The 18,221-nt window shown below is 33.9% G+C and carries 13 protein-coding genes, 1 tRNA gene and 2 pseudogenes; 5 read left to right on the top strand and 11 right to left on the bottom strand.

Going from position 1 to position 18,221, the window contains the following annotated elements; genetic code table 11:
• Nucleotides 1-78: 78 nt before the first annotated feature.
• Nucleotides 79-2,708: pseudogene (locus tag ACFINK_RS07610) on the top strand (restriction endonuclease); the annotation flags it as partial.
• Nucleotides 2,709-2,801: 93 nt separating this feature from the next.
• On the opposite strand, the gene ACFINK_RS07605 reads toward ACFINK_RS07610, so the two are convergent.
• From ACFINK_RS07605 to ACFINK_RS07575, 7 genes are all read right to left on the bottom strand, one after another.
• Nucleotides 2,802-3,083, bottom strand: a complete 282-nt coding sequence (locus ACFINK_RS07605; RefSeq protein WP_375638593.1) for a hypothetical protein — start codon at nucleotides 3,081-3,083, stop codon at nucleotides 2,802-2,804.
• A 245-nt stretch (nucleotides 3,084-3,328) separates the two neighbouring features.
• Nucleotides 3,329-3,637 (bottom strand): BrnA antitoxin family protein, encoded by a 309-nt coding sequence (locus tag ACFINK_RS07600; protein WP_375638596.1) that lies wholly within the window; start codon nucleotides 3,635-3,637, stop codon nucleotides 3,329-3,331.
• Nucleotides 3,638-4,327: 690 nt separating this feature from the next.
• Complete coding sequence (locus ACFINK_RS07595) at nucleotides 4,328-4,894, bottom strand: biotin transporter BioY (RefSeq protein WP_375629706.1); 567 nt, start codon at nucleotides 4,892-4,894, stop codon at nucleotides 4,328-4,330.
• Nucleotides 4,895-5,151: 257 nt separating this feature from the next.
• Entirely contained in the window at nucleotides 5,152-5,709 is a 558-nt protein-coding gene (locus tag ACFINK_RS07590) for a biotin transporter BioY (RefSeq protein ID WP_375638591.1), read from the bottom strand.
• Complete coding sequence (locus ACFINK_RS07585) at nucleotides 5,706-6,362, bottom strand: energy-coupling factor transporter transmembrane component T family protein (RefSeq protein ID WP_375613809.1); 657 nt, start codon at nucleotides 6,360-6,362, stop codon at nucleotides 5,706-5,708. Before ACFINK_RS07585 ends, ACFINK_RS07590 begins: the two co-directional genes overlap by 4 nt.
• The gene (locus ACFINK_RS07580) at nucleotides 6,359-7,039 is read right to left on the bottom strand and encodes an energy-coupling factor ABC transporter ATP-binding protein (RefSeq protein ID WP_375613810.1); all 681 of its coding nucleotides are present in this window, start codon (nucleotides 7,037-7,039) and stop codon (nucleotides 6,359-6,361) included. The genes ACFINK_RS07585 and ACFINK_RS07580 overlap by 4 nt, the downstream gene beginning before the upstream one ends.
• A 40-nt stretch (nucleotides 7,040-7,079) precedes the next feature.
• Nucleotides 7,080-8,507: an amino acid permease gene (locus tag ACFINK_RS07575; RefSeq protein ID WP_375638589.1), complete on the bottom strand. Its 1,428-nt coding sequence runs from the start codon at nucleotides 8,505-8,507 to the stop codon at nucleotides 7,080-7,082.
• Between the two features lie 164 nt (nucleotides 8,508-8,671).
• Here ACFINK_RS07575 and ACFINK_RS07570 point away from each other — a divergent pair, with 164 nt between their 5' ends.
• Complete coding sequence (locus tag ACFINK_RS07570; protein ID WP_375638587.1) at nucleotides 8,672-9,010, top strand: hypothetical protein; 339 nt, start codon at nucleotides 8,672-8,674, stop codon at nucleotides 9,008-9,010.
• Between the two features lie 527 nt (nucleotides 9,011-9,537).
• Here the strand turns inward: ACFINK_RS07570 and ACFINK_RS07565 are convergent.
• Complete coding sequence (locus ACFINK_RS07565; RefSeq protein WP_375612388.1) at nucleotides 9,538-9,714, bottom strand: SlyX family protein; 177 nt, start codon at nucleotides 9,712-9,714, stop codon at nucleotides 9,538-9,540.
• A gap of 454 nt (nucleotides 9,715-10,168) precedes the next feature.
• On the opposite strand from ACFINK_RS07565, the gene ACFINK_RS07560 reads away from it, so the two are divergent.
• Nucleotides 10,169-10,244: transfer RNA gene (locus tag ACFINK_RS07560), tRNA-Thr, on the top strand.
• 87 nt (nucleotides 10,245-10,331) lie between these two features.
• Here ACFINK_RS07560 and ACFINK_RS07555 read toward each other — a convergent pair.
• Nucleotides 10,332-10,533 (bottom strand): annotated as a pseudogene (locus ACFINK_RS07555) (helix-turn-helix transcriptional regulator).
• A 1,027-nt stretch (nucleotides 10,534-11,560) separates the two neighbouring features.
• On the opposite strand from ACFINK_RS07555, the gene bgtA reads away from it, so the two are divergent.
• Entirely contained in the window at nucleotides 11,561-12,223 is a 663-nt protein-coding gene (gene bgtA, locus ACFINK_RS07550; RefSeq protein WP_375612387.1) for a gene transfer agent endolysin BgtA, read from the top strand.
• Entirely contained in the window at nucleotides 12,220-12,447 is a 228-nt protein-coding gene (locus ACFINK_RS07545) for a hypothetical protein (protein ID WP_375618608.1), read from the top strand. The genes bgtA and ACFINK_RS07545 overlap by 4 nt, the downstream gene beginning before the upstream one ends.
• 1,800 nt (nucleotides 12,448-14,247) lie before the next feature.
• Here ACFINK_RS07545 and ACFINK_RS07540 read toward each other — a convergent pair.
• Together ACFINK_RS07540 and lldD are read right to left on the bottom strand one after the other, a co-directional pair.
• Nucleotides 14,248-14,520, bottom strand: a complete 273-nt coding sequence (locus tag ACFINK_RS07540; RefSeq protein WP_375638585.1) for a DNA adenine methylase — start codon at nucleotides 14,518-14,520, stop codon at nucleotides 14,248-14,250.
• Nucleotides 14,521-16,200: 1,680 nt separating this feature from the next.
• Nucleotides 16,201-17,352 carry an FMN-dependent L-lactate dehydrogenase LldD gene (lldD, locus tag ACFINK_RS07535; protein ID WP_375632491.1) on the bottom strand — a complete coding sequence of 384 codons (1,152 nt, stop codon included), beginning with the start codon at nucleotides 17,350-17,352 and terminating at the stop codon, nucleotides 16,201-16,203.
• Between the last annotated feature and the right edge of the window lie 869 nt (nucleotides 17,353-18,221).

Genomic DNA, 18,221 nt, shown 5'->3' with positions numbered 1-18,221 from the left:
AATGGATTTAATAAGCTTCGTTTTAATTCTTTTGATAAGAATTAACCCTCTCATATGAAAACGGAGCCCTGTTGTAATATGCATCACTTTAATAAGTATGATAATGAACATGTCACTTTACGCTCTCTCTTACAATCCTATCGTGAACAGGCAACTTCAAATACTCTACGAGGGAAAGTGTTTGAAGATTTTGTGACAAAATATCTTATGCATGCCCCTCTTCATTATGGACGCTATGAAAAGGTAGAAACCTATTATGAATGGGCAAAAGAGCATGGGGAAGATGGGCGTGATATCGGCATTGATCTGGTTGCTAAAATTCGTGATGAAGAAGGATATGCCGCTATTCAATGTAAGTTTTATAGTGTAAATCATCAAATCAAGAAGGAAGATATTGATAGCTTTATTGCTGCCTCGGGAAAAAAGATCTTCACACGCCGTATTCTGGTTGATAGCACCGAAGGTAATTGGAGTAACAATGCCGATCTCACCTGTGAAGGACAAGGAGTCCGCATTCAACGGATTAATCTTTTTGATCTGGAAAACAGTCAAATAGATTGGTCAACCTTTGAAAGCAAAGGGGAAGCTACTCTTAAGAAAAAAGAACCGAAAAAGCTTTTAGATCATCAACAAGAAGCGCTTAAAGCTGTTTGTGACGGTTTACAAGAAGCAGACCGCGGCAAGCTGATTATGGCGTGTGGAACGGGAAAGACCTTTACCAGTCTGAAGATAGCAGAAGCTCTTGCTGGTCAAGGTAAACGTGTTTTATTCCTTGTCCCCTCTCTTTCTTTAATGTCACAAACAATAAGAGAATGGACAGCAGATACAGCAATACCCTTGCGTTCCTTTGCGGTGTGTTCTGATACACAAGTTGGCAAGCGTCGTAAAGCCCAAGATGATGCTGCCGAACTCGATGTCTCGGATCTCGCTCTACCAGCAACAACAGATTCTCAAAAGCTTGGAGAAAAAGCCAATAAGACTTCTCCTGATGCCATGACAGTGGTCTTTGCTACCTACCATTCGATCCAAGTGATTTCGGATGCGCAAAAAAACCATGATTTACCCGAATTTGATCTAATCATCTGTGATGAAGCCCATAGAACCACTGGGGCTTCATTGGGAACAGAGGACAATGAATCTGATTTTATCAAGGTTCACGATAACAGCATCATTCAAAGCAAAAAACGTCTGTATATGACAGCAACGCCCAAGATCTTTACCGATGATGCCAAAAAGAAAGCCAATGAGATCAATGCCGTTCTAGCATCTATGGATGATGAAGAGCTCTATGGAAAAATCCTTTATTCTTATAGTTTCTCCCATGCTGTAAAGAATGGACTTTTAACGCCTTACAAGATTATCGTTTTAGGTGTTGATGAAGGAGAAGTGAGTAAATCTATCCAGCATCTGATGACAGATGAGAATTATGAACTTATTCTTGATGATAGAACAAAGATCATGGGTTGTTATCAAGCTCTTACCAAAATAGATCTGAAAATTGATCTTGGAGATGATACAAGACCCATGCATCGGGCTTTGGCTTTTTGTAGAAATATTGATACTTCTGAACGCATATGTAGAACATTCAACGATGAAGAAGTTAAGAAAGATTTACGTGATCTTCATGAAAACCATAAAAATATTCCTCCTCTTAACTGTCAAGTAGATCATATTAATGGAAAATCTGGTGCCAAAAACCGTACGATAAAACTTGATTGGTTGAAAGAAGATGCGGGTGAGAATGTCTGCCGTATATTAACCAATGTACGCTGCCTTTCAGAAGGTGTTGATGTTCCTTCCCTTGATGCGGTTATGTTTTTACACCCGCGTAAAAGCCAAGTGGATGTGATACAAGCAGTGGGACGTGTGATGCGTCGTGCAAAAGGCAAAAAGATGGGTTATATCATTTTGCCGGTTGGTGTTCCTGCTGGTGTTTCACCAGAAGAGGCATTAAAAAACAATAAGAGATACAGTGTTGTCTGGCAAGTTCTCAATGCTTTGCTTGCCCATGATGAGAATTTTAGTAAAACCCTTAACCAGATGGTCTTAGGACAAGACGTAAGCTCTATCATCGACATTGTTACAGTTTCTAAAAAGACCGAATTAGAGAATGTCACCACGGTTATTGACGAAATCACGCTCCACGAAAAATCAGAAAAATCCGGACTTCGTATTGGGACACAAGCTCATGAACCGCAACATAGTCATAGCGTAACAGGAAGATTACCCTTTTTTGTTGAGTTTCCCAATGCTCTCAAAACACTGATTGTTAAAAAATCTACTATGAGTGATTATTGGGGCATTTGGGCGAACAATGTTGCTGAGATTGCACAAAACCATATCACACGCCTTCAAACTCTGCTTTCTGATCAAACAAGCGGAGCTTATCATGCCTTTGATGCGTTTCATAAGGAATTAAAAAACAACTTAAACAGTGAGATAAAGCAAGAAGAAGCGATTGAGATGTTAGCGCAACATCTTGTAACGCGTCCCGTGTTTGAAGCTTTGTTTGAGGGCAATGAATTTGTGCAAAACAATGCCATTTCGCAAGCAATGGAAAAATCTTAACAGAACTCGATAAAACCAATATTGAAGAGAAAACGAAAGATCTTGATAAATTTTACAACAGTGTCACGTTCTGTACAGCAGAGATTACCAAAACTCATGCAAAACAGAATCTTATTATAAACCTTTATGAAAGTTTTTTTGTAGTGTAGCTGCAAGAATTTGTTTAACTCTTTATTTGAAGAAAAAAGAGTTAACTCTATAGGAATCAAAATTCCAAAATATTGCTTATTTTGTTAAATCTGATTTTTAGAACGTGGGTTAGGAATATTCTGAAAGTCGTTTTCAGAATCAATCACTTCAGGATTATAAAGACTATTTTCTCCCGTTAAAACATAAATCCAATAGCAGATCTTCGAGTTAACAGAAAACTTTTCGATTATTAAGGTAGCACATTGATTATCACAGTTAAAATCGTATCTCCCTTCCTCTAAAAATTTATCAGCATCATTGATATTAACTAATTCTGAGGCTGGATCTATTTTATATTTATAAGAAAGGAAGTTAATGGTATTCATAAAGTTAACATAATTACAATGTCTATGTCTTATCAGACGGCAGGTGTTGCCTAAGTTATCTTAGTGACAACGGGAGGGTAGTGTATCCCAAATATACTGCGTCGTTTAGAATCGTTTGGCTGAAAATTAAGGCTATAAAATTTTAATTGCAAAAGCAATACGAGTTTTAGAGAACTCTGCAGTGAAAGCTGCTTAGATTTTTAGAATATGGGCCCCCCCTTCTCGGCTTTTAAGTGGAGGAGAAATCAGTGCATTGAACGAAGCATGGCATCACGTAAAATGGCGTTAATCCGCTTTTGATATCCTTTCCCTTGACTTTTAAAGTCACGCGCTAGCACGTCTGAATCCACACGCACTGTTGTGACAGTTTTGGGTAGTTTATAGAATGGATTGCGAACGGCATTTTTCCAGAACACATCATTGAGTGACGGAATATCACTATGATCAATTGCACTGTCCGGCATTGCAGCCAGTTTATCAACTTCAACTCTCTGTTTATCTGTCAAAGGTGATAAGTTACCTACATCAATTTTATAACGAACTTTCTTCTTTATAACGTTTCTTTTCTTTCGAGTTGGCTCGTCGTGCTGAAATAATACGGATTACCTCTATGCCATCTTTATCGTCATGGACAGTATGCGCTACGAATATTAATAAAAAACCATCCATGAGCCATAAAGCTTGCTCACCATACTCTCGTTTTCAATACGGTCTTGTTTAACCATAGTGAATGGGGCTGCAAAAACACTTGCAGCTATTTCAAAACTTTACACGGTGCTTTCTAAGATTACTTTTTGTTTTAGCTTCATTCCATTCAAATCTCATTTTTATACCTTATATTAATACATTTACTTATATTAACACATTTATAAGGGTATTATATACATCAAGAGTTTTAGATGAACACTTAATTATCCATGTTTTTGTACAATTAATATAATAATAATTTAAAAATTAGTGATTAATTAACTAAAAATATTAAAAAAATAATAAATTATTCTAAGGCTTTATGCATATAATATGCAAATCGAATAAAACTTACAAGCATGTTGAATAAAATGATATTAATTGGCTATTTGGGAGCTGCTCCTGAAAGCAAAAATGAATTTTGGTGCCGAAACATTCAATTTTCGTATGGCTATCTCTGAGAGCTATGCAGATAAAAATACCAATAAAAAGTAGACAAAACAAAATGGTATTCCGTGGTGCTTTTTAAGCTACATACATTTGGCAAAACTTGTTCTTCAGTACAGAACTGCCCCTTTTTCCGAATGAATGAGAGGAACGGTTTTTTTAATGGTCAACGCTACAAAGGATGCAATCAGCACTTTCAAGAAACCACTAACCAAAAAACCTAATGAACTTATTAAAACTGTCAGCAAAGGGACCTGTGTCATATAAGCCACCCATGGTATTCCAAAAGAATAGACTATCCCAATGCCACCCACAGTATTTATCACAAATAATATTATAAAATTTAACCGGTGCCAAAATAATTCTACCATAAAGCCAATAAAAAATGCAGCAAATGGAAAACTAATCAGATAACCACTCGTAACTCCTGAAAAAACACTAATTCCACCACGACCACTAGGCAATAGAGGTAACCCAATCGCAATAAGAACAAGGAAAAGAAGTGATGCTAAAGCTCCCCTTTTCGCTCCAAGTATAGAGCCTGCTAACATCGGAGCCATAGACTGAGCTGTAATAGGGACGCCCAGCAAAAAAGGAAGATAAATAGGAGGAAAAAGACTCAAAACAGCGTAAATAGCGGCAAATAAAGCAATATAAACTAAATCTTTTGTATTCACTGAATTATTCCTTCACTAGGGAAAAGCTTTCGTTATTGTTGTACAATTAATAAAAAGTATCAGATTTATAAAAGTACACTTTAAATGCCTTAGATATAGAGAAAAATACTATAATAATTTATTTTAATAACATCACTTATATGAATCATATTAGATTCTACAGTGTTTAATTACATCATAAATTACTATAGTTAAATTCAATAATAGTGATATATGAATATTATATAATAACAATATAACAAAATAATACATTTATTTTAGTTATTATGCTTTGAATGAATGAGAGGAACAGATCTTTTAATCGCGAGTGCAATAAAGGATGCAATCAATACTTTTAAACAATCGCCTATCAAAAAAACTGATGAAGCCATTAAAACCTTCAGTAAAGAAACTTTGGTCATATAAGCTGTCCATGGAACACCAAAAGAATAAACTATCCCAATGCCACCAAAAGTATTTATTATAAATAATGTTATAAAATTTAACCGCTGCCAAAAAAACTCTACCATTAAACCAATAAAAAATGCGGCAAATGGAAAACCTATTAAATAACCACTTGCAATTCCTGAAAAGACACTGATTCCACCACGACCACCAGGCAACAGAGGCAATCCAATCGCAACAAGAACAAGAAAAAGGAGTGACGCTAAAGCACCCCTTTTTGCCCCAAATATAGACCCTGCTAGCATCGGTCCCATCGATTGAGCCGTAATAGGTACCCCTAGAAGAAAAGGAAGATAAATAGAAGGGAAAAGGCCCAAAATAGCATAAATAGCGGCAAATAAAGCAATATAAACTAAATCTTTTGTATTCATTTGATTCTTCTTTTACTATAAAAACTTTTATTATTATGAGATGCTATATCAATAGTATCAGCATCATAAGAACGCGCGTCCAATGCTTCAGCCACTTCTGAAGCCATTCTTATGGTTCGTATAATTAAAGGTATCGCAAGAGCAACAATGTTAGTATTAAGTCCTCGTGCTTGCTGTGCTTCATGTACCTCATTAAACTTTTCACCCAAAAGAGGAATAAACCTGATCGCCATAGAGATAACCATACTCACTTTTGATGGATTTATACCAAAACAACGAAAGGGCTGGAGGCCTGCTTCAATTGCATCCACCATATCTGACACTTTTGTTGTGAATGAAATAACTGATGATAAAGAAAAGAGGATAACAAGACGTAATATGACCTCAACCCCCGTAAGCCAACCGCTAAAAATAGTTTGAAATACAAATAGAAGAACTAAAAGCAATCCCATCGATTTAAATTGCTTTATCACAGTTTTGAAAGGGATTTTGGCGACTCTATAGAATAAGATGACCAACAATAAAAATAAACCAAGAAGCGCTATGGAAGAAACCATTATTATAAAAGTTCCACAGGCCGTAAGAAATAATAACTTAACTCCAGGACTTAACCTATGAATAAATGTATCCCTCGGAATATATAAACCGATCATGACATTCTTCTTATATACTCCTTTATAGCAACAAAAGGTACATCATCAATTGCTATCTCCCCCTTATCAAAAACCAGCACTCTATCAAACTTTTTCAAAAACTCTAAATCATGCGATACAACTATTGCCGTTTGCGGTAATTCTTCTATCACTTGCGTAACGCGATGCTTATTTCGCAAATCAAGTAATGTCGTCGGCTCATCAAAAATAATGTAGTCTGGTTTCATTGCAACTACACTAGAAATAGCAACAAGTTGTTTTTGCCCACCACTTAATAAATGGACAGCGTGATTTCTGAAATCTTGAAGTTCATAGCGCTGTAAAATTTCATCTACACGCTCCTTAATTTCATCTTTATTAAGCTTTAAATTTTTGAGACCAAAGGATAAATCCTCTTCAACTAATGGTAAAACAATCTGATTATCGGGATTCTGAAAAACAAATCCAACTTTACGTTTTACTGCTTTTGCATCGCGTTTTGTATCAAGCCCATCAACGCTTACAAAACCATGAGATGGTAATTGGAGCCCATTAATAAGGCGAACAAATGTACTTTTTCCAGAACCATTCGCACCTATAATAGCAACTCGTCTTTCGGTAAGCTGTACAGTAATATTTCTTAAAACACACAAATCACCAAAAACTTGTGTTACCTTATCAAATTTTATAATCCCCAAGGTTTATTCCAATCAATCCCTTTTATTAGCTCTTCTTTCTCTATCGCTTCAGTTTATAACCTAAAAGTAATAACAAGCACCATAGAGGAATAATAATGACTGCCAAACTCATATCAGGCATCTGTACAGGAATATATGCTTCAAGAAAAGGCAAGCTTATTCCTATCATATCAAAAAGTCGAGTCATCAATCCATTTTTCCCAAAACCACTGACAAACATAATGCAAAATAATAAAGCAAGAAAGCAGAGGCAAAGATAGTTAGCGTAAGGATATAAACCAAACGCATAAATAAAATCGCCCTTTCTGTTCTTATGGGCATTGCGAAATTTCAAATGAACAATAACAATAATAGCCCAAGTAATCACTGCTGCTGCAGTTGCAAGAGCCATGATCCGCATGAAACTATTATCAGGAACAAGAGCATTAACAACGACAATCAACGCCGTACATAATGAAGAAAAAAGGATAGCAATATAAGGAACACGAGCAGCACTCAGTTTACTAAAAATATGTGGTGCATTTTTTTGTACAGCTAAACTATAAAGCATACGGCCATTAGAATAAATGCCACTATTGTAAACAGAAATAGCAGCCATAATCACCACAAAATTCAAAATATGACCAGCAGCAGGAATTCCTATAGTCTCGAAAATTGTGACAAAAGGACTACCATTTTTTCCAATCATATTCCAAGGGCTGATTATCATAATAATGCTGATAGATCCAATATAAAAAATTATAATCCTCCACATAACTTGACGGATAGCCGCTGGAATTGTTTTTTGTGGATTAGATGCCTCTCCAGCAGCAATACCAATAAGCTCCGTTCCTCCAAAAGAAAACATTACTACAGAAGTTGCTAAAACAACCCCTACTGCTCCATAAGGGAAAAAACCACCATGGTCCCAAAGATAATGAATATTCGCTTGATTTTCCCCTAGTCCAGTGACAATGAGAAAAATTCCAAAAATAATCATACCAATAACAGCAGCCACTTTGATCAAAGCGCAAACAAATTCAAATTCTCCATAAAAACGAACATTAAACAAATTAACAAATGTAACAAATAAAAGAACAATGAAAGATGTCTTCCAATGATCAATCAAAATCCAATGATCAAGGTAAAACCCTATCACTGTAAGTTCAGCCATGCTCACAAGAATATAAAGAAACCAATAATTCCAACCTGTTATGAAACCAGCTAATCTCCCCCAATATTTATAAGCAAAAAAACTAAATGCTCCTGAAGACGGTTCTTCTACTGACATTTCACCAAGCATTCGCATAATGAAATACATAATAAGCCCGCCGACAAGATAAGATAAAATAACTGAGGGACCAGCTAATTGAATTGCCTCGGTTGACCCATAAAAAAGTCCCGTCCCAATAACGCCACCCAAAGCAATCATTTGAATATGGCGATTTTGAAGGCTACGCTTCAATTCCTCGTGCTTTTTTTCAGACATCATGCCTCACTACTTTTGTTGAACTTAACCTCAACTTTTATTGAAAAATTAGGCACCTCTTTCAAAAAACACAAAACAAACGTAAACTTATTTTCTTATCATAATGCAACTCCTTATTTTTTTGTGCATTATACGTATGTCCCGTTGAAGTTTTAAGAAAAAATATGCTCCACCCTTTATTTAAATTAATGTCCTTCATTTTCGTTACACTAACCATTATAGCATTGGTCATTGATAACGCACACTCTGTAATCACATCACATTGGACAACAACCCCCTTTAATAAAATTTTAACAAACCTTCTGCAAACAGATATCTATCACCTTAATCAATCTCTATGCAAGGTAATGCCTGATTTTCTGTCCTCAATTTGCATTACTCTCACTTATTTACCCGCATGGTCTATCTTTGGTGCTTTAGCAATAGTATTTTGTATCTTAAATTACGAAAAACAAAAGCCTTTTCACAAAATATCATATGCATATAACGAAGAGTACATTTGATCTTTAAAAAAACTTCTAGAGCTCTCTGTACTATAACATAATCGATGTCGCTTAAAACCCCTCACTCTATTAAAACAACTGAAGATCACTTGATCATCAGAAAAAATTAAAACGCTTCATTATAAATATAGGCGCTCACTTATGATTTCTATAGATAACGATAACATCACTTTATTTGTATCAATTTAAAAAAATTAGCGAATAAATCTACCTCCCATCTATAAGAAAACTCTGTACAGAAAAAACTTAAAATATTGCAGTTCATATATTTTTCTATGGCTGTTTCTTTAATACTCTACAAAAACTTTTCTTAATTTTCGTACTAGAAACCCCATATAAAAAACGTCTTCTAATATCAGCTCTCCTTATAAGATTGGAACTTATTAAAATTAATGAAGAAGCTTATAAAAATTATTCTACAAGTCTAACAAAATGCGTGAAATAAAAACTCCTCTGTAAATAATTGCAATTGTGATAAAAAATATTTCGCACCTTCTCCCTATTGAGAAAATGGTAAGATAACAGCTTCAGTAACACTCTAGTTCTTTTAAATCTGAAAATCGTCTCGCTAAAATATCAACTTTTTTAGATATCTCATCCAAACTTTTCCATTGATTAGTTACCTCTCGAGAAAGTTCCTCAATGAATTTTTCTTGGTAAGCTAGCTTCATTTCTAGTTCTATCAGCCGATCTTCATCCGACATGATTTTTACTCCCTCTTAAATAAAAAACGTGATTAATTTTATTAATCCTCCTCCCTTTTTCTTCCCATAAAAATGAGAAGTAACTTCTCAACTAATTCTACTCATCTATTTGCACATTATAAAAGGTTTATGATGATCTTTATTTTCCCAATCACTCTATGCAACAAATTTCTTTCTTAAGAATCAGAAAATGTTTTTATCTTTACTAAGTTATCTTGACACCATTTTTCATCCTAAAGATCTACATTCCCAGCTTCTTAATTTAAGTGCTATCGTAAATTGAAAAGCATTTTATAGCATTAAGGTCAAAGAATACTTTCCTCTGACTTTTACATAATTCTCCTTCAAATTATTATCATATGTATAAATTATTGAAAAAATGCATTCTTGCTTTTATACGTACTTTTAGCTATTACCCTCAAATTAGTTTTGTCTCATTGACTTACAAACCTATGCCGCATTAGCTCAGTTGGTAGAGCACATCATTCGTAATGATGGGGTCGCTGGTTCGAATCCGGCATGCGGCACCATTTTATTTCTTAAACATATTGAAATATATATTTTTTTTAATTAATTATCTGTTTGAAGACCACCTTCTAGGGTTTATACAATTTTATCTAATCTGTTGTTATTTGCTCCGTATTTTTCTCTGGAGTAAATGCTAAAATCTCTTTCTTTCTCCACCTCACTGCTCTCCCTAGCTTATATGGCTCCGGCCCCCCTCTGAAGCACCCAATTGCGAATCGTTGTTGTGGATATACTAAAAAGCTGTGCACACTCACGTATTGTTACATATCTATTGCCATCATCAAATATCATCTCATTGCCTTTTTATTTTTTATGTTATGTGAATGGGCTGGGATGCTAGGAGGAGAGAGCTTCCTATATTGTCAAGCAGCTTTTTGTCAAAATCTTTTGTGTCTCTTGTGCTATTGCCTCTAAAAAGATTTCAATAGCTTGATTGATTTGTTTAAGAGGCTGCTGGAAACGTAGCCAATACAACACCAGACAAAGATGATACCATTGGACCCGAACGCCCTACCAAATGCTTCATATGAAAAAGAAAATATATGAAACCGAACTAATTGTTCAAATTTATTACAGTACAATATTCTTAAAAAAACTATCAAATATCATTGGTCTATATATTGAATATGCTCCACTAATATATTGTTTCAGTTGGAAACAGACTGTAAGAGAGGAGAAATATCCATTATGTTTTTTATGTAACAGTTTATTTAAAATCCTTCATAAAGTTATTTTTTAATGAAATTAAGCAATTAGGGGAAAAAACAAAGAATAATTAAATTAACTATAGATTTTTTTATTAAATATGTATAACACGTTATGTATATGTTTCATTGATTCTAAGATAATTTTTAGATATATAATGTTAAATTATAATGTTTTTTTGTTTTTATAAAAAAATTCTGTGGTGCAATTTATGACTTTTGAAATTACTTAAAAATCAACACCTAATTATTTCATTAATTATTATGTCTCTTATTTTTTGTTAAAAATGCTTTTTGTCATTGGAATTATTGAAGTTTTTTCAAGTAAAGTTCTTCTAAATCATTCTGGATCAACTGTAAGAATTTGTGAGTGAAATCTATCTGATTATAAATGGAATTATTATAAAGTTATTGTCTTTAGATGGAGATCAATTGCTGCAAAATGAATAGTATTTAGCATAATCTTTATTCAAAAAAATGATATAGATCTTAAAATAATCCACTATGGATGTTTTGAATTTATTATGCCCTTTCGCTGTTCTGTTCTTAAAAATGAGTAGATGTAAGTTTTTAATTCATATCCTGCTTTGTGTAGTTTTTTATAGGTAAAAATAATGCGAAAAATATCAAAAGAAGGGCTTGTATTGATTAAGCAATTGGAAGGCTTGCGTTTATCAGCTTATGAAGATTCTGGTGGTGTCTGGACAATTGGTTATGGACATACAAGTGCTGCTGGTGCCCCAAGCGTTCACAAAGATATGCAAATTACGGAAAAAGAAGCTGAAAAAATCCTTTGTCAGGACTTGAGGGAGTATGAAGCTGTTGTTGAAAAAGCCGTTACCGTTCCTTTAAACGATGAACAATTCGCGGCATTAGTATCATTTTGCTATAATGTAGGAATCACAGCATTTCGTAGTTCTACACTTTTAAAAAAGCTTAATAAAGGTGAATATGAAGCGATACCAACCGAATTGCAAAAATGGACAAGAGTGGGAGGAAAACGTATCCAAGGTCTTGTCAATCGCCGAGCAACCGAAGCAGGATTGTGGGCAAAAGGAGCTCATGTTGCCCCCAATTATCATGTAGTAGAACCAGAAGGCGTAACAGGTATTTGCAAAGTAGAAGCTCTTGCACCAATCATAGGTTCTTTTTCAGGGCTTGGAGGTCTTTTTGCAGGAAATGGTCCTGTTCAATGGGTTCTAGCAGGCATTATGGTTTTAGCCGCTTGTACGGCTATGATATACATTGCTAAACGTTTTCAGGAACACCGTCTATGATTTTATGGATAAAAAAATATCTGACAATGACGTCAGCGCTCATAGCAGCTTTTCTTATAGCTTTAGTCAAAGCCTTTTTTCTTGGGAAAAAAGTTGAGAAGCAAAAGCAAACAAAAGAAGATTTCAAGATAGCGACAACACGGCTTGAGGTAGAAAATGAAATTAATAAGAAAAGTGATGCTGATGTGCGCACTAAGCTTTCTAGCTGGTTGCGCGACGAATGAACGAACTTCTTGTATTGGATGGCTGCCAATTTATTTGAATCGACAAGATATCAATGTCATTAGTCCAAATTTGGCGAGAGATATTTTAAAACATAACGAACAAGGTGAACGTTTATGTGGTTGGAGAGATAAACGGAAAATAAAGTGATAAAAATATAATTCCTCTGAAACATCAATCAATGAAAAGATTTGAAAGAGGTGGATACATTCAGATTAAAAGTAAAAGCACTTAAAGGATTAAAACACTCTGGTGGTCAATTAGATTTAATTAGAGTGACTGAGGTGTCTGAATTGAAACTAAAGGATTCAACAGATTATGTTTGTGTAAAATGATTGAGTCTATTGATGTATTCTAAGGGCATCTTTGTTATCCTATCAAAAGAAGATGAGAAAAGATTTTATGGATTGCACTACTATCGTCGTTCAAAGAACTGATCATACACAAAGGCTCTGTTTTCAACAAAAATAACATCTAGGGGCTGGCATGCTTGAAGAAAAGAAATCTACGGAGCTATATAATGAATAATGGTAAGGCTTTTATGTGATTTGTAAATGACGTTGCTTCAACTTCCTAATTATAATAATGGTGTTGACGATAAGGCAAATACTTTCGCACTGTATCTGCTTTTTCATGCTAAAGTGGCGGGAAAACATTGTGAATGATCTTGGCTTTTAATTTTTCTATAGGTAAATTCCCTATGTGGGAAATGACATGCAACTCCAGTCGAGAAAACCAACAACCATTTTTGCTTTTATTTTTTAACTTAGCTTTTTTACTTTCAAAAGTCGCCTAGCAATTTCTTGAAAAATATTGCTTTACTATTTTAAGATAATTTTTTTCTGAAATAAAATCCTTCTTTTAAAATATTACGGTAATATCTTGCAAACTCATGTACTGCTTTTAGAGAAAGTTTGTAATAAGACCGTGCCTTTCACGGCTTTTATTGTGATGTGTATAACGGAAAAATTAAGAGTGCGTATTATCTTTTCGAACATTCAACTACAATCTTATTTCATCACAATATTTATCTTGAGAAGATACTTTTAGAAAGATACTGATAATCTATAAATCGCTCTCCCCTAATTCACCTTCTCGCTCATCCTTCCATGCATTGCCTGTCCACCTTTTAAACCACCTTAAATTTTTGATATAAAATTTTTTCTTTAATTTTTATTTTTTATTGAATCATAAAAATGATATGTCTCAATCTCACCTCTATGCATCTTTATACGCTCTGATTCTTGTTTCTAAAGCCCAGATTGCCTACATATCGTACTGTTTTTATATTTAATGTATATTTTTAGATTTATTCCTAACTTGTTAGAAAAGTTGCTATATTTTGATAGAAATATCTTCTATCAGTTCACTTTTTTCAAAAGATTCTGAAAGGATTCTCAAAAAGTCTGTAAAGTTAAAGACTATTTAATACGTATTGTTTCTTTTTTAGAAATCAAAATTGGTGATGCCCCATTCCTTACCAGCAATTGTGTTATTTGCAGAGCAGTCTGTATAAGATGGTGTATAAAGTTAACTAAAGTTTTTTGAATTTCTAGCATATTGTTTAAAGACAAAAAACTCCCTCTTATTATGCAAGCAGCTTAGACATCGGCTGATAATCCTCCCGCTTATAAAAATCCTTTCTTTAATAACCTTCAAAACCACAATTAAAGTGGTGAAAGATAAAACAAGATTTTTAGGCGATCATAACGCACAATAAAATCAGACCAGTCTAAATGTTCAATGCTAACACCTGCTAAACAGTGGAAATAAGTTTTAGCACGCATTCAAATTGGAAGGGCTTAAGCCCCCCGCGCGCTACGATGGTTTTCTACTCTCATCGTACGATTTACATTCCCTCTAAAACTTAATCGCTGTAAATATAAAAATCTTGAAGCCCGTTCTAAATCCGTGAGAGTTTCTGGATCTTGCTGTATTAAACGTTGAAATTCCTCACAACTGCTCATCTGAAATGCTAACATTTTCATAAAAGGACGATAGTGGCGTTGTAACATCCCTAAAAAGTTTACGACATAACCTGAGAGATTATTGCTGATTTCAGGAGATAGAATCAATTTCTGCTCAAAGAAAATCTCACCCATACCAACAAAAAGGTTTAATGCTACATGCTATGAGGAATGTTCTCAAATAATTTTGATATTTTTTGATCAAATTTCTTTTGCCACCAATATCGGCAGCAACTGGTGTAGAATTAACAAAATTATAATTTTTTATCTTAAAATGTATCCATCATTTTTTACATTCTTTCATCTATCTTAGCCTTCTTTTCACAGCTTCAAATGATAAAAAGTAACTGCAATGTTAAGTCGTTTTGCATCGAACAAATTTCTCGCAAACTATCCCTATTGGCTAGATGACAATCCATCCTCTATTTAAAGAGAGAAAAACTTTTCTTTTTTATTCAGCGATAAAGTAAATATTATCCAATTACTTATGAGTAGTAATTCGATCAAATGGAAACTGTAATTCTTTCTACTCTAAGTAATCTTGTACCCATTTATATAGGTTTAGGAAAGCGTGTTGTTATAAATATTCATAAAAATGCTTCAAAAATTGATATCAGCAAAACTTCTGTTTAAAAAAGGAAAAGATGTTCTCTTACCTACTACTGAAGAAACTATTCAGATTTGTCTTGATGTTGCTGAAGAGCTTCAAAAAACATGAAGTTATCCCAACGCTTACAAGTGTGCCAACAATTCAACTTTGAGATAATAGATCAGTGAGTTATGCCAATCTCACCAATCTGTTGTTGTCTGTGAAGAGCATAGTATCAAAGGAGAAGCTTGGAGATGCAATTGTTAAATCGCTTATGGAACAAAACATTCTATGCCAATTTGTATCATTGCCCCCCCCCCACCATCCCCATCTGCAATAAAAACGAACTGGATATTTTAACAAGTTATAAAATCAATCGAGAACGCATAAATAGTGTTAGAAATGACATACTATACAAAAAATATTCAACTGCTTCCTAATATGCTCGTCAGTTCAAAAACATCATAAATCATTGAGAATACAAGAAAATAAGAAAGAAAAGCACATTAATTCACGCAGTTTTGCTCTCAGTAAACGAGCTTTTTTAAAGATAGTACGGATATTTTTTTCATTGCTTAAAAATGTACTCCATAAAAACAATATCATATCCATATAATATATTATCCAATGATAATTAATATAAATAATATATAGATTATAGAAATATTATCTATTAGATACATTTTTTATTATAATTATAGCTTAAAATAAATACATATTGACATTTTTAATAATTTTATTTATATACTATAATTAATATTATTTATATTAAAATAAAACTAAATGGATTTTATAAATTTACGTTTTATGCCAATATGGAAAAGAAGTAATTAACATATTATATTTTAATGTTTTTTATATACAGGAGGGAAAAATGCTCACAGCATTATTTATAGCTATTTTTTCTATATCAACAGTTGTTTTACCTTTAATATCAGCGCTTGTTCCTTTTTATCCGTAGAATGAGCTTTTAATAAAGTAAATAAAATATGTATGCAATGTTATTATTGTTTTTTTTCGTGTTTATTATTATTAATACTTAATATTATTGTAGTTACTGAGTATTTTCTGTGATTTTATAGAGGAGCTTATTGATCTTTTCTATTTAACTTTAACTGTCAACATATTTTTTAAAATATATAATTATGCTCCTCTATAAAAAGACTTTCTTTTTCTGAAAGAAGTATAACATATTGCTTTCATTGCTTAAAAACATCTATATTTACTAAACTCTTGCGTGTAATATCTTTGATTGTCTGAGTACCAGTCAGTGTCATAGCTACCCGCATTTCATTGGCAAAAAGATCAAGGAGATGCATAACACCTTTCTTACCTGCTGCTGCAAGCGCATAAACAAAAGCACGGCCAATCATAACAGCATCCGCACCTTGTGCTATCATGCGTACAACATCAAGACCAGAACGAACACCTGAGTCCACTAAAATAGTCAAATAATCCTTTACAGCATCCGCAATTGCAGGCAACGCTCGTGTTGTTGATAATACACCATCAAGCTGACGTCCGCCGTGATTAGAAACAACAATACCATCCGCACCAAATTTTACTGCTTCTCGTGCATCTTCTGGATCAAGAATACCTTTCAAAATCATTTTTCCTTTCCAAAAATCGCGAATCCATTGTAAATCATGCCAACCAATTGATGGATCAAAATTTGCACCAAGCCAACCAACGTAATCATCCAATGCAATTTTCTTTTTGAGATAAGCAGAGACATTTCCAAGATCATGAGGGCGCCCCATAACACCAACGTTCCAAGCCCAATATGGATGAGTCAAAGCTTGTAAAAAACGACGTAAACCAGCATAAGGACCAGACATTCCCGAATGCGCATCACGATAACGTGCACCAGGAATTGGCATATCAACTGTAAAAACCAACGTGCGTACACCAGCCAACCAAGCCCGTTCTAGTGCATCACGCATGAAACCGCGATCTTTGAGAACATAAAGTTGAAACCAAAATGCACCTCCAACCGCTTCTTGCACTTCCGCAATAGGACAAACTGAAACAGAGGATAGAGTAAAAGGAATCCCTTTTGCCGCTGCGGCACGCGCTGCTTTTACCTCTCCACGACGTGCATACATGCCCGTTAGCCCAACAGGCGCAAGTACAATCGGTAAATCAAGTGTCTGATCAAAAAGCTTGATTGAAAGATCAACTTCACCAACTTGCCTTAGAATCCTTTGACGCAATGCAAGTGCTTGAAGATCTGTACAATTACGTCGCATCGTTTCTTCAGCATAAGCCCCACCATCAATATAGTGAAAAAGAAAGGGAGGAAGACGACGCTTTGCTGCCTTACGATAATCAAGTGTTGAAGAAATAATCATTGATGGCACCATTGTTCCTAAATGAAAAGAGAAAACATCCTAAAACGCATAAAAGCGAATCCATGTACCTACCTATTCGCTATTCTCCCAAAGCACTCTATTGAATAGATAGAAGCAACAGAGACTGCCACTTTCTAAAAAAACTAATTGATAAAAACAACGTCTTTATTGCTCTTATCCAAATTTAAAATCTCACAGTATGAAGTATCATTAATAACGTATCTACTCATATATTCTTCATGTGCAATTAAAATGTTATACTCTCTTTAAAGCAATCCCTCTTCGAAAGCGATTGCTCCGTAGCTTAATTAGTCATAATTTAAAGTCGCTTCTCCCTCCAAAGATCCTTACATTATCAGTTATTAAGAATATAGAGTGTCATTAAGTATAAATCATAATCTCCTCCAAAAGATGAAAAAATCCTTTATTAATACTGGAAATAAAGCTGTCGCATACATGCAGAAATCTTCTTATATCAATATTCAAAACTGAGATCTGTTACTTATTCATGAAAGTTTATAAAAATATATAGTGCCTAATTCATATAAAGCATAAAAACTTTTAATGTTCATACCAATAGAAACCTTCATATTTAATTGAATAATTTTCTAGCAATATTATATCTTGAGGCTATAAATGAGTTACTAAAATTAGAATAATGTTTATTGAAAATAATTGTTACTAAACTGGAGTGAAAACTTATTTATTAACTCTTAAGGATAATTTTTATGCGGAATAAAATATACTGGTTATTACACTCTAGAAAAATTGAGTCAATTGCAGCATCCAATCTCGCATATTTACTTTGAAAAGTGAGTAGCTACTGTTATGTTGAATTTTATTAACCTATTGATTTATTATAATAATAA

The organism is Bartonella sp. AA16NXGY, from assembly GCF_042197325.1.
Taxonomy (GTDB): domain Bacteria; phylum Pseudomonadota; class Alphaproteobacteria; order Rhizobiales; family Rhizobiaceae; genus Bartonella.
The sequence above is the reverse complement of the archived record's forward strand: the minus strand, read 5'-3'. Positions and strand labels throughout refer to the sequence as shown.